Source organism: Maribacter sp. HS (assembly GCF_048059195.1).
GTDB classification, from domain to species: domain Bacteria; phylum Bacteroidota; class Bacteroidia; order Flavobacteriales; family Flavobacteriaceae; genus Maribacter; species Maribacter dokdonensis.
On record NZ_JAYLVV010000003.1, the window covers coordinates 721,658 to 744,397 of the forward strand.

17 protein-coding genes and 1 tRNA gene are annotated in these 22,740 nt (G+C 31.3%); 6 read left to right on the top strand and 12 right to left on the bottom strand.

Translation table 11 applies throughout. The features are described 5' to 3' along the window. Window positions 1-5: 5 nt before the first annotated feature. The 10 genes from VBZ51_RS08335 to VBZ51_RS08380 form a co-directional block, all read right to left on the bottom strand. Entirely contained in the window at window positions 6-1,133 is a 1,128-nt protein-coding gene (locus VBZ51_RS08335; protein WP_416576621.1) for a restriction endonuclease subunit S, read from the bottom strand. Beyond that, a complete protein-coding gene (locus tag VBZ51_RS08340; RefSeq protein WP_416576622.1) occupies window positions 1,134-2,666 on the bottom strand; it encodes a type I restriction-modification system subunit M in 1,533 nt (510 codons plus the stop codon). A gap of 12 nt (window positions 2,667-2,678) precedes the next feature. Continuing rightward, window positions 2,679-3,650: a hypothetical protein gene (locus VBZ51_RS08345; RefSeq protein WP_416576623.1), complete on the bottom strand. Its 972-nt coding sequence runs from the start codon at window positions 3,648-3,650 to the stop codon at window positions 2,679-2,681. 4 nt (window positions 3,651-3,654) lie between these two features. Continuing rightward, window positions 3,655-4,287 (bottom strand): HNH endonuclease signature motif containing protein, encoded by a 633-nt coding sequence (locus VBZ51_RS08350; protein ID WP_416576624.1) that lies wholly within the window; start codon window positions 4,285-4,287, stop codon window positions 3,655-3,657. A 75-nt stretch (window positions 4,288-4,362) separates the two neighbouring features. Further along, window positions 4,363-4,827 carry a hypothetical protein gene (locus VBZ51_RS08355; protein WP_416576625.1) on the bottom strand — a complete coding sequence of 155 codons (465 nt, stop codon included), beginning with the start codon at window positions 4,825-4,827 and terminating at the stop codon, window positions 4,363-4,365. 16 nt (window positions 4,828-4,843) lie between these two features. After that, window positions 4,844-5,911, bottom strand: coding sequence for a hypothetical protein (locus VBZ51_RS08360; RefSeq protein WP_416576626.1), 1,068 nt, complete (start codon window positions 5,909-5,911; stop codon window positions 4,844-4,846). Window positions 5,912-5,939: 28 nt separating this feature from the next. After that, on the bottom strand, window positions 5,940-7,208 hold the full coding sequence (locus tag VBZ51_RS08365) for a DUF2130 domain-containing protein (RefSeq protein WP_416576627.1): 1,269 nt from the start codon (window positions 7,206-7,208) through the stop codon (window positions 5,940-5,942). Window positions 7,209-7,265: 57 nt separating this feature from the next. After that, window positions 7,266-8,438, bottom strand: coding sequence for a hypothetical protein (locus VBZ51_RS08370; protein WP_416576628.1), 1,173 nt, complete (start codon window positions 8,436-8,438; stop codon window positions 7,266-7,268). Continuing rightward, window positions 8,425-11,055: an N-6 DNA methylase gene (locus VBZ51_RS08375; RefSeq protein ID WP_416576629.1), complete on the bottom strand. Its 2,631-nt coding sequence runs from the start codon at window positions 11,053-11,055 to the stop codon at window positions 8,425-8,427. Before VBZ51_RS08375 ends, VBZ51_RS08370 begins: the two co-directional genes overlap by 14 nt. Before the next feature lie 104 nt (window positions 11,056-11,159). Beyond that, on the bottom strand, window positions 11,160-12,161 hold the full coding sequence (locus VBZ51_RS08380; RefSeq protein WP_416576630.1) for a helix-turn-helix transcriptional regulator: 1,002 nt from the start codon (window positions 12,159-12,161) through the stop codon (window positions 11,160-11,162). 249 nt (window positions 12,162-12,410) lie between these two features. Here VBZ51_RS08380 and VBZ51_RS08385 point away from each other — a divergent pair, with 249 nt between their 5' ends. The 5 genes from VBZ51_RS08385 to VBZ51_RS08405 all read left to right on the top strand — a co-directional run bounded on the left by VBZ51_RS08385 (window position 12,411) and on the right by VBZ51_RS08405 (window position 21,582). Next, window positions 12,411-14,849 carry a hypothetical protein gene (locus tag VBZ51_RS08385; protein WP_416576631.1) on the top strand — a complete coding sequence of 813 codons (2,439 nt, stop codon included), beginning with the start codon at window positions 12,411-12,413 and terminating at the stop codon, window positions 14,847-14,849. A 705-nt stretch (window positions 14,850-15,554) separates the two neighbouring features. Further along, window positions 15,555-17,726, top strand: a complete 2,172-nt coding sequence (locus VBZ51_RS08390; protein WP_416576632.1) for a helicase associated domain-containing protein — start codon at window positions 15,555-15,557, stop codon at window positions 17,724-17,726. Between the two features lies 1 nt (window position 17,727). After that, window positions 17,728-17,910, top strand: coding sequence for a DNA modification system-associated small protein (locus VBZ51_RS08395; RefSeq protein WP_416576633.1), 183 nt, complete (start codon window positions 17,728-17,730; stop codon window positions 17,908-17,910). Continuing rightward, window positions 17,907-20,012 carry a DNA sulfur modification protein DndD gene (dndD, locus tag VBZ51_RS08400; RefSeq protein WP_416576634.1) on the top strand — a complete coding sequence of 702 codons (2,106 nt, stop codon included), beginning with the start codon at window positions 17,907-17,909 and terminating at the stop codon, window positions 20,010-20,012. Before VBZ51_RS08395 ends, dndD begins: the two co-directional genes overlap by 4 nt. Next, on the top strand, window positions 20,002-21,582 hold the full coding sequence (locus VBZ51_RS08405; protein ID WP_416576635.1) for a DndE family protein: 1,581 nt from the start codon (window positions 20,002-20,004) through the stop codon (window positions 21,580-21,582). The genes dndD and VBZ51_RS08405 overlap by 11 nt, the downstream gene beginning before the upstream one ends. An 86-nt stretch (window positions 21,583-21,668) precedes the next feature. On the opposite strand, the gene VBZ51_RS08410 is transcribed toward VBZ51_RS08405, so the two are convergent. After that, window positions 21,669-21,742, bottom strand: a tRNA-Ile gene (locus VBZ51_RS08410). 132 nt (window positions 21,743-21,874) lie between these two features. Continuing rightward, entirely contained in the window at window positions 21,875-22,279 is a 405-nt protein-coding gene (gene mce, locus VBZ51_RS08415; RefSeq protein ID WP_058104614.1) for a methylmalonyl-CoA epimerase, read from the bottom strand. 65 nt (window positions 22,280-22,344) lie between these two features. Here mce and rbfA point away from each other — a divergent pair, with 65 nt between their 5' ends. After that, window positions 22,345-22,737, top strand: coding sequence for a 30S ribosome-binding factor RbfA (gene rbfA / locus VBZ51_RS08420; protein WP_058104613.1), 393 nt, complete (start codon window positions 22,345-22,347; stop codon window positions 22,735-22,737). The last annotated feature ends 3 nt before the right edge of the window (window positions 22,738-22,740 follow it).

Genomic DNA, 22,740 nt, shown 5'->3' on the forward strand with positions numbered 1-22,740 from the left:
AACTTTTAAACTAACTCTCCATTAAACGCTTTTTGTAATAAACAATTAAACAAATCTTCACTTTCTTGTAATTCTTGTTTGGCTAATTCTTTTTGCTTGGTAATTAAAATTAGTTTTTGATTGAATATATTTTGTAATGATATTGGAGGTAATATCAAATCGAATTGTTTCATTATTGTTGTATTAAGATTTGGTTGTGTACCATCCGGAGCTATATCTCTAAAGTATTGAGTAATATTATTTAATGCTTTTAGAACAAAAATTTTATTCAATACGTTTACATCAATCTCCGAGAAAGCCAACCAACCATCATGAATACAGCCTTCAAATTCAATTATTCGCGCAAAACCTAGACTAACTCCACAGTTTGCAAAAATTAAACTTCCCTTAGGAAGTAATCTAGTCTTACTTAAACCTGATTCAATAATTTTTTCCTTTGTATCATAAAGGTAAATATCGTCGCCCTTAGTAGCATCTCCAATTTTTATCCAAGGATACTCCCCTCCTAAATAGTTTTTAATTGGTCTAGGTGACCCTCCTCTTTGAATTTTCATGAGCTTTTCCATTTTGACCTTCTCCCATCCTTTCGGGTTATTCACCGGATCCCCAAACATATCCAAAAAGATACTTTGTGCCAGTAGGTCATATTCTTTTAGAAGTTCTTTGGTTTTATCTCGTAACGCTGCGGCATCATCTAAAATCTGGGCAATACGTTTTTGGGTTTCTAGGGGTAAAGTTGGTAACTCTATGTCCTTAATTTTTTTAACCGATAAATGTTTAACCGTAACAAAAGAGGTTCGATCCTCTATTTCTTTCAGAGACTTTGGAACTAAATACTTTATAAAGCTCTTATCTATTTTACCATTGTCTGGGATTAATTTACAAACCCGTTGATTCAAAAGAGCTTTCCCCCCTTGCCATTCTATTAAGTTAAATTGACCATCCATTCCAATTAACAAATCTCCATTGTCAATTAGGTATACATCCTTATAGTCTCCTTCATAAAAAGTTGAAATGCTGTTGGTAGTCACGTCTCTAATTCTTATTAAAGGCAAACCTCTATCTTCAGTATTAAATAATTTTGATTTAAAAGCAAATCCAGATAGAACATCTACACAATTTTCTAATTTCATTTAATTAATTTTTGAAAGTTGTGACATCAGTTCGTTTCTATCATTTGAAATCTTTCGTATACGGTCCAATATTTCCGAAGGAGCGTCATACTCTACTTGCTCATACACAATTTCTTTATAGCGATTAATAGAAAGGTCCCAATCGTTTTCTTTCAATTCTTTAAAAGGTACCGTAAACGATTGCTCTGTGCGGTTTCGACTACGCTCAACTTCCGAGTTTCTATTTGGATAACGAGCTAGAATATCCGGCAGGTTAAACTTGTCATGTGCTTCAGCAAGTTCTTCCAGTTTTAAACCTTCGCCATAAGAGAACGCATCAAACAACTCTTCATCAACTAATACATTACGCTTATCATCCAGACTTTTACCATCAGCCAGCATATCGTAAAACCATACATTATCTGTGCCACCAGATCCTGTTTTGGTAAAAATGATAATGGCAGTACTTACACCTGCATAAGGTTTAAACACTCCACTAGGCATAGAAATAACAGCTTCTAGCTTATGGTTAGCAATAATTTCTTCTCGTATACTTTTATGAGCCTTTCCACTACCAAACAATACTCCGTCTGGTACAATTACCGCTGCACGACCACCGGTTTTTAACTGGCGTAGCATCAACGCTAAAAATAATAACTCCGTTTTGGTAGTATTGGTTACGTTCTTTAAGCCCGGGGCTATACTTTCTTTATCAATAGTACCTTTAAAAGGTGGGTTGGCAAGTACCAAGGTATAGGCATTGCTTACCTCATTATCTTTACTTACTGCATCTACATCTACAATATTGGGTTCTTCTACGCCGTGCAAATACAAGTTCATACAGGCAATACGCAGCATGGTAGCATCAAACTCGGTACCATTGAACATGGTTTTGTTAATATGCTCGTTGCGTTTATCCAACTCGGTTACATCATAGTGCTTATCTATATACTCTTTAGCGGACACTAAAAACCCTGCAGTACCGGCACTAGGGTCGCAAATACTGTCTTCTAAAGTAGGTTTCATCAACTCTACCATTAGTTTGATAATATGCCTTGGTGTTCTAAACTGCCCAGCCGTACCACCACCTTCTAACTTGGAAAGCAGGTATTCATAAATATCACCTTTGGTGTCTTGGTTTGTCATATCTATACGTTCCAGCTTTTCCATTACCTGGTCTAATACCGCAGGTTTAGAAATGCCAAATGTTGCCCCTTTCATATAGGTGCTGAACAAACTTTTCTCCTTACCCAATGAACGGATAAACGGGAAAATACCATCTACCGTGTTCCCGAAAATGGCATGGCGTTCGTTAACATCCATCTCCTTTAGGTTCTTCCAACGAAAATCTTGTTGGTTATCACCAAAAATTGGCTTAAAAGTTTTGTCTAGCCTTTTTGCCATACGTTCGTTACGCGTTTCGGTCTCATCTAAATCTTTTATAAAAATGAGATAGGTAAGTTGCTCTACTATGGTAATAGTGTTGCTGATACCGCCGGTCCAGAATGTGTTCCAAATCTGGTCTATTTGTGATTTTAATTCTCCTGTGATCATATATTTTATAATTTAATCTCTGTATGGAATTGACCCCATATTATCAAGATCTACTTTTTTAACTCCTGGATGTTTTAAACTGAATAATTTGTTTTTTAAAATTTTTACGGCACTGGTGTTATCCTTTATAAAATCTCTTTTATTAGTTATTTCATGATTTAACCGGTTAACTTCTTTTTGTAGTTTTCTGACCTCCAAAATAAGTGCTTCTTTTGATTTTTCTGTTGTAGCTACCTCATTATTTAAAGTGAGAATTTTATCTTCTATTTGTTTTACCTTCATTATTCGCAATCCGGCTAAATAATTAAATACCGTTTCTGCCAACTCATAATTACCTTTTAAAAAAGTACTGCTACCCTTTGCAATATTTTGATAATGGTCTTTAGAACGATCAATAAATTCATCTACAGATGATATCCCCCTATAACTTTTATAAATTGGATATGCAGCAAGAAGGAACCCAACAGGACCTATTGCTATACTTATTACCTTAGACATCCCCGTGTAAAAAGCAAATGGCAGTGTAACACCCACTACCGAGCTCAAAGTACCCACCGTGGAAGATGCCAAAAGATAGACCCCAAAACCAGAAAGTTGAGCAGCACCGATAGTTGCAAGCGCCGTTACCGAAGCAACTTGTTCTTTTGAAAGACCGTTATCACTTAACGCTTTAATAAGCTTTTCTTTTTCCAGATCTGACATGTCGTTATAGCTTTTTGCAAATAGCTTTACAAATAAGGTTTTTTCCTTTTCATAAAAAGAAGCGTCTTTAGGCAAATCTATATTGTTTTTAATAGCTATTTTTTCTATGAACTTTGAATAGCTTAAACCAGACTGCAAAAGACCATTGCCCGGTAACAGAATTTTAGAGAGTTTCTTTGTTAATTTTTCATGTTCTTTGTCTTTATTCTCAATAGAAAATAAATTATAAAGCACTTGAATTTCTTCTCTCGTCAAATCATCTATTGGGTATAGTTTACTCATTTCACTAGTTCTTTTTAACGTAAGTTTTATTCCCGTTAGAATTGATGTAATACGTGCCACCACGTGACCCAGTATGCAAAGTACGACTGCTACTTGAATTATAAGGTGGCGATATCGAATAAGAAGATGTATTCGTAGAGGTATAGCTTTTCTTCTTTACATATGTTTTATTTCCGTTAGAATTATAGTAATACGTACCACCATTTGATCCTGTATAATATGTTTTATCAAAACTACTGGTTGAGTTAGAACTATAATAACTGGAAGGGATAGTAGTTGAAGAATAGCTTGAAAATGTAGGCAGACCGGAAAAAAAACTAGACCCGGCACGCTCTCTAGCTGTTTTAGCTTTATGCTGATCCACTGTTAATAATTGCATATTACTAGGGTCATCACTACCACCTTGTGATAACGGTATAATATGGTCAATTTCATAACCCTCTGGCGTATGTTCGTAACCCATATTTTGTAAAAAATGTCTTTTATTTGCCGCACTGCGCTTAACTTTTGGCTTACCGGTGGTACTATAGGTCTCATTATAATAATACTCTGTATTACCAATGGAATAGGTTTCTTGAGCTCTAACCAAAGAGGTAAATACAAATGCTAGTACAAAAAGGAAATTAGTAAATTTCATTTAAAAGATTTAAAAGTTAAACATATAGCAAACCTAGAAAAATATTGTGCGAAGTATTTGCACAAATTGTTGCCCTTAACTTATTCGTAATTTCTGCAAATCTGATTTATTCAAAAATGCATTACAGACCCTAATTTCAAAAAGTATTTCATTTCTAATGTCAAACAAAATTCCAAAATCCCAACCATAAACCAACCTATTCATTGGTTCTGGTGCTTTCATATGTTGGTAGCTAAAATCGTATACTACAACATTTTTACCAATTTCACATGCTATACACTTACTGCCTGAAGTAGTAACTTCATCTACCAATACAGAGCCTTGCCCTTCTTTTTTCCACTGCACAAAAATTTCACTTAAGGCTTCAATAAAATCTATTGAATCTTGAAACTTGTCTATCCCGTATTTTTGTAATACCAAAATAACCTTATCTAATTTCATTGTTTTTAAAGCTATATCTGCTTCAAGTTTAAATGATTTGGTCAATTCTGGAGTAAAGCACTCACTAATATTAGCCGGAGTCGTTTTATTTTTCTGCATAAGAAGAGGATTTAAGTTATTCTTTTAATTTTTTAAGCCTTTGCTCTAATGATTTCCTTTTATCGCTTTCCTTATTTATTTCTATTTCTACAGCATTTATATTCTCATCTATATGCTGCTGTTTTTTGAGTACTAAAGCCTTTTCATCCTTTATAGCTCTTGCTTGTATTTCGAGCTCGCTTATTTGATTTTTCAGCCTTTCTATCTCTACTTGTTTAGATTCAAGCTTATGCTCAAACTCTTGAATTTTTTCATCAAAATTCAACCTTTCTTCTTTAAACTCCTTTTTCTTATTTAATTGTTGATCTGTGTTTTTACAGGTCAAGTCTAGTTCTTCTTGTGCTTGGTATATTTTAATAATTCGACAACTAGCCCAATATTTAAAAGCTGCTTCGCCTGCTTCATAATTTCCTTTTAAAATAGCTTTTCCGGTTTTTTGAAAACCATTATAATGCTCTGCCGAACGGTCTTTAAATTCACCCCAATTTTCAACACCTTCAAAGGCTTTAAACACATTATAGAATTGAGTGCCAGCTATTGCAGCTGCAACTGCAGGATTGGTAGTTACACTTATCACCTTAGACATTGTAGTATAGAAAACAAATGGTAAGGTAAGATTAAAGACATTTGCAATTACAGAGGCTGTTTTTGCAGCTAATACATAAACTGCAAAACCAGATAAATTTACCGCACCAACTGTTGTAAAACCCATTAATGCCGTTATTTGCTCTGTAGTTAAACCTTTAACTTTTAAATTTTCAATAAATTTTTCTCTTTCTTCACTAGTTAATTCATTAAAATTTTTGGCAAATAATTTCTGAAATAGTGAAGCTTCCTTTTCGTGGGTGAACTCAAAATGGTCAAGAATAATATTATTTTTATTCGCCAACTTATTCATGAAATGATCATAATCTATTTCAGATTGAAGAAAACCATTTGCCGGTAACAATAACTTTGGAAGTATTTTTTCTAATCTTTCAAACTGTTTATCTTTTAAAACAAGACCAAACATTTTGTATAAAGCATGTAAATCTTTTTGCTCTAAGATGTTTAATGGATATGTTTGAGATTTATCTTTCTTCATTTATTTGAAATTGATATGTATGTTCAATTTAACTAATTTCAATAGTATCTGAGTCAGAATCTATTAAATCTAAAGCCGGAATACTTTGAATTGCATTACCGGCAATCCCTTTTATAGAGGCATGCATACCAACAGCATTATTTACCACTTTTTCAATTTGCTTTTCTCTTTGCTTCCAAATACGAGCCATAGCATTTTTCTCTTTAATCAAATCTAATTGCATTTGAGTGAACCCTTCTACAATACCGCCCATTTGTAAATGAAATTCATTACTTGTAAGAAAGTCATAAAGTAAACTCATTTTGTCACCCTTATTTTCTTGATTCTCCTTTAAGCGACTCCATTGAACAATAGATTGTCTAAGAACAGCACATAATCCTTTAAATTCATCATAGGTACAAATCCAAATTCCTTCTTTCATCCCCATTCTATCCATGTCACTTGGCATTACCTCTGTCACCAACACGCCTATATGAGTTCCCTTTTCTCTAATATCATTTTTAAACTTTTCTATCCAAGCCGGCTGAAAAGTTTTTGTACGCTTGCTTTCATAATAAATTGTGCCGCAATTTATCTGCTCTCTCGTATTAACAACTTGTATACAGTCTGCTCCATTGACACCTTTCTTAATTTCATCTATTGTATCTAATGGAAATTGTGACATTAGCCATTCTTCTATAGCTAGCTCCATTACTTCACCTTGCAACTGCATAGAACCTTGCTCATGCTTTCGCTTCATTTCTTCAGCCAAGTTTTTCTGATCCTCTAACTGCTTCTGCAATTCTTTAATTTTAAACTCTGACGCCGCGTCTGCCTGCTTTTTAATTTTCTCCCTTTCTTGAGCCAATTGCAAGGCTAATTCTTTCTGAGCTTGTAACTCTGCTAAGGCAGTTACTTCGTTTATATCTCGTTTTAACTTCTCAATTTCAGCTTCTTTTTTGAATAACTCTTTAACCTTTTCAGATTTCTCTGCAAGCTCTTTCTGCATAGCCTTTACCCGGTCTTGATTATCTTCTTCTAACTTAGCTTTTAGTCTTTTCTCAATGATTACTTCAGCTTCTTTACTCTGTTTATCAAGACGCTCTTGAAACATTTTGTTCTCTAGTTTCTTTTTAGCCTCGAACTCTTCCTTTTCCTTTTCTAATTCCGCTTCTTTTAGCTTTTGAGCCTTAACTAAATCATTTTTCTCTTTTAAAAATTCTTTACGAAGACCATCTTCTATTTGATGTTTTAATATATCATTGACATCTATTTGGTTTCCGCAATCTGGACATTGAATGGTGGTATTGTTCTGCATAGCATTATCTTTTAAGATTGAAACAAAACTAGAAAATATCTATGCAGAATAGTTGCACTAATTCTGAATTGTAGTGTACTTTAAAGCAAAATAAGGGTAAGCTTCTTTTAGGTATTGAATTCTATTTTCTATCGATTCAGTAATTGCAATTCTATCTCCTAAAATGTTATTTCCTCCCACATATTTTCTATTTAACAGATATTGCCCGCAAAAGAAATTACCGGAATCATCTTGTGCTATAATACCTTCGAAAATAGGAGTAGATTCATTTTTTAAATGCTGTTTCCATTTCAAAATGTTTAGTTCTTTATTAGAGTTCTGATCCATAAAGTTCTTGCTCCAATCTAAAATATCTAGCAAAAGGTAAATACTACTTTGATATAGGTAATTATTGGTAGAGCTTGTTACATAGCTATCTACACCCAAACTACTGCCTTCATTGTGAGAAGCATCTTGAGTGATACGAAGTAATCTGAAAATGCTTTCTGCTATAACCGGAGGCACAAAATCTTCATTATGGGTATATTCGTTATGCTTATTATTTAAAAACAAGCTTGATCCATTTATCCATCCCGGGTTGTTGACAATGTCATCTGGTATAATTCCAATTTCATTAAATTTTGTAAAAACAGCTTCTATTATTTTCCTCATAGGAGTAAGAAGGTCTTCGCTATTAACTATCAATTCTGGTTGTTCTAAATCTGTTAAAACCCTTAATAGCCTAAAATCATGTTTTTGTCCTAGGTAGTTATCTGTGCATAAGTCAAAAATATTTGAATACTTATGACGAATTTTGGTGTCTAATTGTCTATCCGCTTCAGCTTTTATAGAATCCCATAATAAAGAGTAATGTTCATCGTCGCCAAATTTATCAAACACCTGCCCATTTTTAAATGACTCCGCATGTCTGTTTTTTTCCTTGGTAAATGAAGACTGACCGGAAAGTATAAACCAGGGCAGGAACTTCTGACTTTCAAATCTTAATAAAGCTCTTGCTACTTCGCCCATAGCATCATCTTCTGTTGGTGTGCCTTTCTCATCTGGGGTGCTGTAAAAAATACCATCTAATAAGGCAGCGTCATACATCATAATGTTTTTACGCAACTCCTCTATTCCTTCCTTGGCATTACTAAAACCAACTAGGGTAATGTCATTTAAATGAGCTTTTTCTCTAATTTTTTTTCTGGTTTCATGCTCATCATCAAACCAGATTACTCTATAATTCTTCATAATTTTCAATTAGTGGAAATATTAGTTCAACGGAAGTTGCTAGGTCTGTATTCACTAAACCTTCCCCTCCAGTTTCGTCTATAATATCCCATTTTCCCTTAAACTTTCTGATTATTTCGTTGATATACCACCAACCAAAACCGTCTCCATGATTATCTCCATACCCGTATCCTTTTATAGTTAATTTACGAAAATCAAAATCTTCAGGAAATGGCTTTCCAGTATTTGATACTAAGAGCATAATGGCATTATCATCATCGTCTTCTACGAAAGCACTAATGTAAAATTCAATTCGTTTTTTTGAATTATCAGTAAAACCGTGTTTTATCGCATTCTCTATCAAATTATCATACATTCTAATTAATAACTCTTCATTTGCTTTAATATACCTTTTGATTTCATTTCCATCAGAGTCAATAAATATAATTTCATCATATTCCAGTAACATATCAAAATCTGGATATGTACTATTTTTTCTATTTACATATGACTTCGTAAACTCTAGTAAATCAATTCTAGAGAGCGGTTTACTTTCAATATCTAAAGATGCATTTAGTTTACTCTTAACTGTTTCTAAAATCATAGCGCTAAATTTTTTCGAATCTTCTAGATATTCTCCAAGAGTAAATAAATGTTTTTCTGTTGGTTTCAATCCCCTGATATTAGGAAGAGAGTCTCTTTCAATATTGCTGACAATAGCATCAATATTTTTGATTGCATCCTCTAAATCAGTTACTGGTCCGGCTAACGTATGTCTTAAAAAAGAATTTTGCTGAATAATTTCTGTTTCAAGAGATTCAATTTCATTGTTGGTCCCTTTTAAATTTGCTATTTCCTGTCTTTGCTCTTTTAAAGATGGCAGATTGATTTTAAGACTTAAAAAGTCTTTTCTACTCAAACGAGGAACTTGCAAACCTGCACTTAAAGAACTAACCTGATTGGTCAGATGAATATTATACAACTGATTTACGAACCAATCTAAATCTACTAACGTAGTATCAATTTCTATAGGCAAAATTAATGATGAAACATAAATAAAGGGATCATCTGAGTTTAATAACGTCGGTTTAAAACTTTTACCTATTAAAGATATTAGAAATGAATTTCCCTTAACAATACTCCAGTTTTTCCTTAATACCGATTCCTCTAAAAGTTGATCATCTAAATGATAATCTAATGCGTCATTTTTCAGATCTTTAATACCAACGTATTTAGCTTTTATCAAGTCAACATCATCAACTAGCATTTTTACTGAGCTGGATAACGGAGCATTTTTTAAATACCAGCGATTTACCTTTGCCTTAGAAATAAATGGGAGAATTTTGACTATATCACCTAATGGAGTTCCCGGTAAATCGTCTAAAAAATACCTTTCTATATCTAAATTAAACTTGTGCTCAATAATTCTTTCCTTAGATATTTCAAAGGTGTTCCCTGAAGAAGAATTTGTTCCATATACCGCACTAGGCTCTTTAACTAAATTATTATTTGAGTAACCTGACAACTTACTTGTAATGTTTTTTAGCAATTCATTGGCCTCTAAATACCTTTTATGCTTGTTTTCCTGTTTCACATATTTGTCTCCCTGAACAAACAACACAGAATTCTTATTCTTTTTTCCCTTATTAATCACTAATATGGCAAAGGGTATATTGGTCTGCATTAAAAGCCCTCCGGGAAAAGTGATTACAGTTTCTAAAACATCTGAAATTATAAGCTGCTTCCTAATCTCCTTTTCACTACTCAAAGTGTTTAAAAACGTTAGGGGGACTAATGAAATCAACTTGCCTTTGTCATTTAACAAATTAAAACCTTCCTTAATGAAAAAATACTCTACAGTCTTGATTCCCGGAAATTCAACTTGCTGATTCTCAGTTAATCTTAATTTAAATGGTGGATTGGCAATTACCAGATCATAATTACTAGTGCTTGGCCATTCTGTGAAAGTATCAGCATTTTGCAAAACTGATTTCTCAAGTCTGTCATACGCATTTAATCGCATCATTGAAATCGCCCAAATTAGCTTATCTATTTCTTGACCATGATATAACTGCTCTTCTTTTAGCTTAGTTCCAAACGTAGAATAGCCGGCAAATGGATTAAAAACTTTTGCATCGCTTTTTGGGCGCGCCAAATCCATTAAAAAATCGCTTATTTCAGTTGGTAAAAGAAATTCTCCACTTTTTTTCCCTTGGCGCTCAGCAATAAGATTTAGAAATAAATCGAATATTTGAGAAAATTGATTTTCTAAATCGCCTTCAAAAAGACTCTCAAGAATATCAATTATTTTCTCATAAGATTTAATAGAAAGTACTTTCAACTTAGCGTTGAAAATTTTATTCACCTCAATCAAATAGCTCTGGGCTTGTGGGACATCATTAAGTTCAATCCATATCTCCTCGACACTGAGCTCCAATTTTGCATCTTCATTTTGGAATAGCGACAAGTCATTGTGGACTGGATTACTGTCCATTTTGATTTGAAAATCTATTTTCTCTTTTAATAAAGTCAATAGATATAATATTATACCACTGTCTTCAGCTGCCAGTCCTAATTTGTCCAATTCTCTAAAATGAGACTTAAGTTTTGAATTCAATTTCTCGGTAATTTTTCGCATCTTGCTAGTTCAGTTTATCTGGATATTTATTTAATAAATCATCCATTTTAATTATAATCTTTACAAAGAAAATATTATAAAGTGCAGCGTAAGCGCACATTTAGTTATTTGTAAAAATTATAGAGTTTATCTGTATGTAGTTTCATTTCTTCCTTTAAACTTTCCGGCTTTAAGACTTCAACATCGCTACCAAAAGACAATATTTGTTGAACTAGTTCTGGGTTTATTATGGTTTCAAACCAAACTTGGTCACTTTTTTCTTCTTCAAAAAACTCATCATAGTCCGGTACAAATGGTTTTGTTTTGAAGTAACGCTCTCTACCATTATAAAAACGTAATACCACCTTTTCAGCTAGTTGACCCTTATTTCTTCTAACCCCTACCATTTCTCTAAAAAAATGCCCCCAATTAGTATCTGTTTCCTTATAAGTGCTCTCTTCTAGAATACTGAAGTCTATTATTCTTTCATCTAAAGGAATGCTCCATTCTTTTACACCTAGAGTTTCATTAAAACCAAAAACAAACCACCTTCTGTTATACTGCTTTAAAATATGAGGATGAAACCTAAAAATATGGGGTTCTTTATTATTAAACCCTTTAAAAGTCATTTCTAAAACCTGCTTTTTCTTTATCGCCATGTATAATGGCTTCAAATATTGAATTCCTTTATATTCATCATTATGATCAAAAAACAAATTATTTGTTGACTCCTTCTCATCTTTATCTTCCTCGTCTTGAAATATTACTAAAGCTTCTGCCAATCGATCATATTTAGGGTCATTCTCAAACCTCTCTAGTAACTGCTGTGCTGCATCAATTAGATATTGTTCATAATCCAACAAAGGTCGCTGGGCGATTGAAAAATTAGGATTAGAATACTTTAGAACTCTTGCTTTTTCCGGTAGAGGTGCTCCAAAACCTTTCTTCTTATCTCTAAACACCTTTAAATCTTCTCTTAAGGTTCTAATAGAGACACTCTCATTTGGGTAGCGTATTTCTATTGCTTCGTTTAGTGCCACTAAAAGTTCATCGAAATAAAGTGATCTTTTCCTGAAGTACTCATCTAGAATATTATATCGAAAATGTGCGTGTTTGCTATTGGCCATAATTTACTTTTAAATGGAATTTTTGGCAAGATAATATTTAATTGTGCAGAGTTATTGCAGAGTTAGGCGAATATCATTTAAAAATAAGATTGATCAATAGTAAGGAAATAAAATATTAGCCAATTACGGGAAACCGTACTTCTCGTATAAAAAAAATTACCATTTTTAAAACTATATTATAAAGTTCATAATAATATCAAATGAAAATTGATAAGACAAAATGTACTTGGGAATTTAAAAAAATAGAAAATGGATCTATCCTTGTCGAAAATAAATGGCACTAACGCTGATCTGAATTATGAAGCTTTAAAAGATTCAATAATTGAAAAGCTACATAACACTTGTAAAGAAGCTGAAGTAATAGTTTTAAATAATTTCCCTGTTTCAGTCTCTTCCCAAACTACTATTGACTTTATTATTTTATTAAATATTCCAAAAAAGGAAAGAAGTTGGTATCGTGTAGAAACAGCTGATGACAGGCATTACGTCAAAAATCAGATAATTGCAGTATCTATTGTAAATGAATACAATAATTCAAATATTAAAATAAATGGGAGTTTAATAGAAATCGATGGGGTTTATATAGATTTTGAGGAAGATGCAAATAAAATTAAATGGGGCTTAACCAATTATTTAAGTACTAACTGTTGTTTAGATAGGAGATTCATAACTGTTCATCCGATTACGTGGATTAAAAATACCATGAGCTCACACACCTTAAACAACATACTTATAAATAATCAATTTACATATGATAAAGTTGAGGAAGTAATCAAGTTAAATCATTATTTTAAATGGCCCGGTTACAAACAATGGCATGATAGTGATATTCTATTCGAGATACATATTAAAAAAATTTTTGAACGCGCATCAAAAGACAGTATAGATGGGTATATCACGAAAAAAAAGATTGACAGAATTCAGAGTAAACTAGATGATGCATCAATAAAGGCATATAAAAATATAGGCTCCAAATTAGTTGAAGTAAATGGAAAAGCTGGTACTGGAAAATCATCAGATATATTAAAATGGATGTTGCGTTTAAGTGTAGACGGTCGTAAGGGAGTATTTCTAACTTACAATCACCTATTAGTTTATGATATTTCCTCACAAATACAAAGTTATACAAATAGGTTATCTCCTGAAGATAGAAAAACAAAACAACCTACTACGGCATACACAATACATAGTTATTTTTATAGATTGGCTAAAAAATTAGGAGTACTATTATTACTTACTGAAAACCGAATAAATGAATTGACAAATACCATAGACTCCAGATGGTTACAAGTTGAAACATATTTTAATTCTGTTCGGAAATCAGAAAATCACATTAGTCTTGCTAAACTGTTAATGTATGTTCAAAGTAAATGGAGCATTGCTGAAGGAACAAAACGTGAAGCAATTTTATTTATTCAACATTTAGAATCTTTAAAAAGTTTACCAAATCAAGAGGAAACAGCTAAACAATTTAAAACTTATCGAAATGACAAGCTAAGTAAGCTAGGTAATCTTGAAAGTTCAAATATATTTCTAAAAGATTATCATAAAGTTCTTGAACGTATTCTTCAAGCAACAACTAATTTAGATACCTTTTTAAGCGATTTAGATGTCATAAGTAAATATAATCTACTAGAAAATGTAATGGGTCTACAACCTGAAATTCTTGAAAAAGACGGAAGTGGAAGAATTAATCTAGACAAGCTTAAAACAAGATACAAAAAAGGATTAAGTGGTTTTAGGGCTGGTAGAATTGCTTATATTGATGAAGCTCAAGATTGTCATCAATTAGAACGAGATATACTCTTTAGTATTTTTGGAAGCAATAATATTGTAATTGCAAATGGAGGTAAAGAACAGTTAGTTCGGTATTCTTTATTATGTGATTGGCAAATATCTCGAAACAAAAAAATAGATTATTATAAATACCAAAAACGACGTAACTCTTACAGAATGAAACCTGCTATTGCCGCACTTGCAAATCATATTGCGACGTGGTATGAAATAGATTTAGGTATTGAGCCTATTGACACAGAAGACCATGGAAGCGTTTTAATTGACTATTCAAAATCAAGTGTAAATCATATTGAATATATCAATAAACTGAAAATTATCGGAGAAAGACAGGGTTGCTCCAACTATGAATCCTTATTACTTTTAACATCTGCTGAAAGTAATGCTAATGGCTATTTTTCAACTGAAGAGAATTCCTCTGTTTCAGTTAATCAATATGATAATATCATAAAGGACTACGGTAAAACTAAAAATGATTGGGACCTATTAAAGGAAGCAAATTCTAAATTTAAAGATATTTATTTTTGGAATGCTACTGGTAACGTCGATAAGCGAAAATTAAGCCCTCCGGGCGCCCTTTCTGTTCGTTCAATTTATTATGAGTCTTGTCGTGGTATAGAAGCTTGGTCAGTAATGTGCTTTAATTTAGATGTGTTTTTTGAACAAAAGACACAAGAAAAAGATGCTGATAATTATTTATTAGAATCTCTATTTGACCAACTCAATCCTGAAAAAAGACGAAACATGTATGCTGCCACTTGGGTTTTAATGGCTATAACCCGTTGTATAGAAAATTGTTATATACAAATTCAGGATCCTAAGAGTTCCTTATCAAAAGCTATTTTAAGTTTTAAAAATCGATACCCGCAATATGTAACTTCATTAAGTAATTAATTATCAAAAAAAAATTTGGTCTTTAAGCATTCCTATTTGATACTATCAACTACCATTATTGGTCTAAGAGTAGTTGATTCCATTAGTTAATACATATCCCTAATCTTTTTATCTCGTTTGAAACATGAGGTGTACAAAGAGTACTTTAAGCCTATTCAAATCAATAGTCCCTTAATTCCCCGAGCTTAAACTTTGGTTTAAAGATGAATTATAATACTCATTATTAATACTTAGTAATCGAATAAAATTGAAAAATCCTAGGTAAATCCTTGATTTACATTTCGATAAATTGGAAGTTTAATATCATGAATTGCAAAATCAAATCCAATTTAAAAAGGATTCCTATTTGATTTTCACACCTATTGATTCAACCTTAGTGAAGCGGTCTAAATTAGACAAAGAGATAAATAAGTGATTAGAAATTGTTATCTGCAAGATGTACCTAATTTATAAAACTGAACAATTATATGATTTTACTAAAATAAAACTCTAAAATTTATGTTTGCTTACTAATACTTTTATGTAAAAACACCACTTGTAATACTATCTAGTTTGCGATTTGAATTAGTTCAATATAATCCTTTACTATTAATTATCAATTTTATAAAAAAGTCTTTTCAGAAATTACGGAAACCCGTAAAAATAAGCGCTTAAATAACTTTAGCTTACCGATGTTAAATAAAAAGACTACAGATTTTAACAGGAATGAAAATAGAAGATATTTATAGAAATAAAGAAATCAGTGTTAGATCCTATAATGTCTGTAAATACAATAATTTACATCTTATTTCGGACGTAATAAAATATTATAAACAAAATAAATCTTTCAATAACCTTCCAAAATGTGGAAGAAAATCAGATAGTGAACTAACAGAAATTTGTCTTAAATATCAGGATGAAAACTTTATTGAAGTTGAGTCTTCGGATGGTTTAGTTTTGGATTTGTCTAGAACACAAAGAGAAGTTGTAAATAGCTTTATATTTACAAATTTGAATAATTTATCTGTAAGAAGTAGAAATGCAATTTTATTATATTTAAATAACAATATAAAAATTAAAAATTTTGCAGAGAAGATTTTACTTTCTAAAAGCTACAGTGTTAAAAGCATGCAAAATGTTGGTGCCAAGTGTGTTCCTGAAATAGAATATTTTATTTCTATTATTAAGGATTTTATTCTAGAGGTAAGCCAAACTAATGATGAAAAATATTTAATTGGATTAAAAAATAAATATTTAATACAACGCACTTTCAATATTCTAAAAATTCCCGAAAGTATTTTGGAACGGGAATCTATTTTTCGTCTTACTAACTTTTTATTGGATCAGGAAGCTTTCTTTGACGAAAAGCAAACATTTATAATCAAAAACTCTTTAAAAATTTACACTAATCATAGTGGATTGTCGCGAACCAAAATAGCAGTAGGAATAGGTTTAACTAAAGAAAGGGTAAGACAATTAGAAAAATTATGTTTTAATAGTCTATTCAATAAACTTCTTTTCATTGCTAGTTTCAATGATGATTTATTCCAAAATTATAGTATTGATGTTGATTCTAATTACATTAATGTTGATACAGATATATTAGAAATAATTAATAACCTGAATTATACATATTTCTCTGAAGAATTTGCAACATATATATTATCCGCATATTTAGTCAATAGTTTTACTTTATTTGGAAATCTTGAAGATGTATTATTATTTAAAGATTTTAATGCAATTAATAGGCATAAATGGAGAAAATTCCATTTGGTAAAAAAAGAAATTGCTTCAGAAATTGATATAGATTCTTTAATAAATGATATTTCAAGAAGGCTAAGCGATAAAATAGAAGAATCATATTCATTTAATTTTAAAAGCTACCTATTTAAATTTCTAACTAATAATAATATCAGTATTCTGGAATCAATATTTCCTGTCTGTGAAAAAATTATTAATGATGAATTTGAACTATACCTTGACTTAGATGAAAATTTAATTTTTAAAAGAAACAAAGCTAGACAAGCTCATGAATATGCTTTTGAAGCACTAGAACAGATTGGCAAACCATCTAAAGTTGCTAAGATTTTTGAAATAGTTAAACAGTTATATCCTAATTATAATACTGATGAGGATAAAATTAGAGTTTCTATGAAAAGGATAAACGGCTTTGTTCCGGTTGGTAGAAGAAGCATATTCGGATTAAAAAAATGGGAAAAAGAACTTGATAATTTTCGTGGAGGAACGATAAGAAGTATATCTGAAGAATATTTAAATCAGTTTTCAAATCCAAAGCATATTAATGATATAACTGATTATGTTTTAAAATTTCGTCCAAATTCTAATTCTTATAGTATTATACAAAATCTTAAACTCGAGGAACATGGAATGTTTGTTTTTTACAAAGATTCTTATGTTGGATTAAAATCTAAGAATTATGATTCCAATTCTAGGACAATTTTAAAAGATAATAACATTGAGAAAAAAACTTGGGCAGAAAGTTTTGAATTATTACAGGATTTTGTAAAAAGTAAAAATCGTCTTCCATTTTCATCCGGAGTTACGGAAGAGGAGGAAAAACTCTATCGTTGGGTTAATATTCAAAAAAAGAGAGAAAACAGTGGATATATTGATGAAATTGAATTTAAAAAACTCAAAAGCTTAATTAACAAGTTTGAAAATATCAGTGGTAAACGACCATTATCTATATTAAAAAAGTATGACGAATTATTATTATTTGTTTCATTGAATAATAGGTTACCATCTGCACGTAAAGAAAATGAACATAATTTGTATCAGTTCTTTTACAAACAACGTAAACTTTTTGATGACAATAAACTTAATATAAAAGAGGAAATTAAATTTATCGAAGTCGCAAAACTTCTTCAAAATAAATAACATGAAAATTAGAGAAACTAAATCATTGCAAGACGAAAGGCTTAAAGAGATATGTATTACAAGGAATATAAATTTCCAATCTGTAAAAACTCTACTGGAATCTGTTAGGACAAAAAAGTTGTTGAAAAGAAATAACTATCACCAGCAAAAAATTAATGACATTATTGAAAAAGCTATAAAATGAAATTATCTAAGATAGGAATTAATAATTTCAGGCAGTACTACGACCAGGTAGATATTGATTTATCAACTAATTCTGACCAGAATATAGTAGTAATTGGTGGTAGAAATGGTTATGGTAAGACCAACCTCTTGTTATCAATAGTATGGTGCTTGTACGGCGAAAAAATATCACAAATTGATGATAATTTTAAGAAAGAAATCCAAAAGGAAAAGAATTATTCATCTTTTATGCAACAGTCTATTAATTGGACTGCCAAGAAAGAGAATAAGGATATCTTTTCAGTAAGTATTTTAGTTTCTGAAATAGAACTGCCTAAATTACAAAAAATAAATTCAAATAATGATAGTGTGATCGTAACTAGAACATTTAATGTTGCTAGTATGAATGAAAGTCTTTCAATTTCTGACTCAAATACAAGAGAAGAAATCTTCGAGGATGATATTGATAAAATTAATTTTATTAATGATTATATAATTCCAATTGATGCAGCAAAATTTGTCTTTTTTGATGCAGAAAAAATTTCTGACATTGCTAATCTATCCATTAAAGAAGAAGGTAGTTTTATAAATGATGCACTAGGCAAAATTTTAGGATTAGATGTATATGATACCCTCATTGAAGATATCGAATTTTATATCAATACTATCAAAAAGGAGGGGGCAACTAAAAATTTACAAGAACAAATTGTCGATAAAGAAAAGGCGGTGGAACTTTCTGATTTAGAAATTAGTGAATTAGAAGAAGAAAACGCTGAGAGTTTAAAGAAAATAGATGGTTTAAGAAAGACCATTAGACAATTTGATGGTTTAATATCACAACACAGTAAACAAGGTGGTAATTCAACTTTTGATAGAGATTCTGTTTTGTTGGAAATAGAAAAATTGAAAACAAAAGAATTAGAACTTTCTGAAAGATTTAATGAATTAAGTGAAATTATTCCATTAGCGATTATTACTGGAAAACTCGAAGAAGTAAGTGAACATCTAGAAATTCAGGAAAATAATAATATCACTAAAAATTTAACAACGGAAAATTCGAAAAAAATTGAAGATTTTATAGAATTACTCTTTAATAAACCTCCTGAGCCTGATAATTCAACAATGTCATTTAAGGATAAGCTTTTCTATTATGAAAAAGCTCAAAATTTGAGTGCTGAATTATTTAATAAAAATGGGGATTATGAAGAATTAGAATTTGAACACGATTTAAATAATTCGGAGAAAAATATAATTCTTGATGCTATTAATCTCGTTAATTCTCAGTCAAAAGTAACTTTTGAAACAACGATTGAAGATTTCAACAACGTTAGAATAAACCTTGCTAATTTAAATAAAACTTTGCGAAAAGTTGATGCTGATTTAGAAGACGAGTTAGTTTTAGACTATTCGTCTAAAAAAGAAACTGCTGATTATAATATTACTGAGTACAATCGAAAAATCGGAAAGAACGATCAACAAATTATTAAATTGAAAAGTGACATCGTAAGACTAAAACAGCAATTGGTCGTTTTAGTTAAAAAAGTTGATGTGAATGCACTTAATAAACTTAAAATAAAGGAAAGCCAAAAATATATTGAAGCCTTAAATTTCTTCTTAGAAGAACAAAAAAGTAAACACAAGATTAGTTTAGAAAATTCAATTTTAAGTGAACTAAAAATATTAATGCATAAGCTACGAAGTGAAGAAAACGAAAGTAAGTTTATAGAAGATGTTAAAGTTACAATTTTGGCCTCTGGTCAAGGGATGAAAATAACTCTTTTAGATCAAGACGATAATGAAATTAGAAAAGAGAGCTTATCCTCTGGAGAAAAGCAAATCTATATTTCATGTTTAATTAAAGCCATATTGAGTGAATCTATACAGAGTTTACCAATATTTATTGATACACCTCTTGGTAGACTTGATGAAGAACACAGAGATAATATTACCAAAAAATACTATCCTACATTATCAGATCAAGTTGTTTTATTCTCAACGAACAGTGAGATAACTCCCAAACGGTACAAGGATATATCAGCAAATATCTCTAAATCTTATCAATTATTTAATGATGGGGCAAACACATATTTAAAAAAAGGTTATTTCCAAAGCTATGAGAATTAAAATAAGTAAAGAAAATGATGAATTGTTAATCAAGTTAAAATCGTTATATAATTTTAAAAATGAAGGAATAGTTCCTCGGATAGCATTTTCATATAGTTTATTATCTGGTAAAGTATTTGATATTGAAAAAGAGATAATTCCTAGTTCTGATGGTAAGGAATTCCGAGATGGTAAATCTATTTTTGGAACAATTATAGGAGCTGGTTCAAATACGATTATTTTTAAATCTGTTCTTGATCAGCATTATGGAAGAAATACCTTTGAAGATGAGTTCATAAAATTATTTAAACTTCATTTAAATCATGGACTTCATAATTGGAATACTAAAATTGCTAAAGCGGACATATCAAATGGAGATCATATTCATATTCTTTTAAAAATCGTTAAAAACGGTCTAGATTTAAGGAAAAACATAATTAAAACTAACTTTTCATCCAGTAAGATAAACGATGTCAAGGAATATAAAGATCTCTTAACTTTTGAATTAGGTCAAACGAAGGAAGGTGAAAAAATTGAAATAAGAATCAATGATTTAAGAGAATTCGATAATAGAAATATTGCAATTGCCGGTATGGCAGGTTCTGGTAAGACGCAATTAATAAAAGATGTTCTATATCAAATTTCAAGTAAAACTAATGATCAACTAAAATTTATTTTCTTTGACTATAAAGGTGAAGGAAACCCGGAGCAGTTAAAACCTTTTTTGGATGCTACAAAATGTGAATTTGTTGATATCGTTAATGATGGTGGTCTTAAATTTAATCCATTTTCATCTATTAATTTGGATGAGAGACAAAGACCCTTTAGTATAAAGGCCTTTGTTGATACAATTGCAACTTTTGTTCCTAGTGTTGGTGTTGCTCAAAAGAACATTCTAACAAAAGTAATAACAGATTTGTTGGATAGTAAAAATGGTTCCTACCCAACAATAAATGAATTATTTGAGGATTTAGTAGAATATTATGAAGAAAATAATAGAAAAGTTGATACCTTATATGCTGGAATTGAAAATTTAGCGACGAACATTTTTGATTGTAAACCAACAAATACAAGAATTCTAGATAAGAGTTTATATTTAAATCTTCCACCTGCTTTATCCGATACGTTAAGACAATTAGTGGTGTTTTTATTACTGAGATATTTCAATTCTTATTTTAGTTCTACAAATGATTGCGAACCAAAAGACCATATCTTTCCTCTGCGTTATGTAATTGTAATTGATGAAGCACACATATATCTAAAAAACAAAAATGCAAGAAAAGCACTTGAAGAGCTTCTGAGGCTACTAAGGTCTAAAGGTGTTATCATTGTAATGCTTTCTCAGGGTGTTGAAGATTATAAAACAAAGGATTTTGATTTTGCTTCCCAAGTAAAACTTCCAATTTGTTTAAATGTTCAAAATAAAGATTATAAAGGAATTAGCAACTTTATTGGAACACCAAGTAGTAAGTATAAATTAGAAACAGAGATTAAAAAGCTTGAATCAGGAAAAGGACTTATTAATCTTAGCGAGCCAAAAATGATTCATTTAAGGCAATGGTGGAAAACTCGAGAAGAAAATAATCTGTAATGTAGATGTTGCCCCCAATGTTGTCCCTTCTAAGTAATAAAAAATCCATAACCTCTTATAAATAAGTGTGTTATGGATTTGTTTCGTGGTCCCACCTGGACTCGAACCAGGGACCACCTGATTATGAGTCAGGTGCTCTAACCAGCTGAGCTATAGGACCGGTTATAATTTTGTAAGGCGTAACCCGAATTTAATCGGTTAAACTAGTGCTCAAACCAGTTGCATTACAAAACCCGCAAATTGCGGATGCAATATTACTACTTATTTTTAACCAACACAAACAATTTCATCGCTACTTGACAATTTCTTGGCACAACTCTACCAACACCCCATTTGCTGTCTTTGGGTGTACAAAGGCAACTAGCTTATTATCTGCCCCTTTCTTGGGTTTTTCATTCAGTAAAGTAAAGCCTTCAGCTTTTAAACGTTCCATTTCAGCAAAAATATCTTCCACTTCAAAAGCTACGTGGTGTATGCCTTCTCCCTTTTTTTCCAAAAACTTGGCAATGGGTCCGTTAGCCGTTGTGGCGGCCAACAACTCTATTTTGTTAGGTCCGTTTTTAAAGAAGGAGGTTAGTACACCTTCCGATGCAACTTCTTCTTGCTTATAGGGTGCCACACCCAGTAATTTCTCAAAAAGGGCATTAGAATCTTCCATGTTCTTTACCGCAATACCCAAATGTTCGATCTTTTTCATGCCTTATTTGCTTCAGAGTGCATTATATAGGGGTTAAGATACATTTTTCTATGTATTTTTGCAGTATGGAAACGCAAAGACAACGTAAGATAGCGGGAGTTATTCAAAAAGATATTGTAGACATTCTACAAAAAGCTGCCATTGATGGTGGGTTACGTAATACCCTTATCTCCGTATCTAAGGTTTCGGTTACAACAGATCTTTCTATTGCCAAAATATACTTGAGCATTTTTCCTAATGAGAAAGCTGGAGAGTTAATGGAGGGCATAAAATCTAACCAACCCCTAATTAAACACGAACTTTCTCAACGTACACGTAACCAATTACGTAGAGTGCCTGAGTTATTGTTCTATTTAGATGATTCTCTAGATTATATAGAGAACATTGAAAAATCACTGAAGCGCGAAGAAAACCCAATAGAGAACAGAGATTTATTACCTAAACGTAAAAAGAGCTGATCG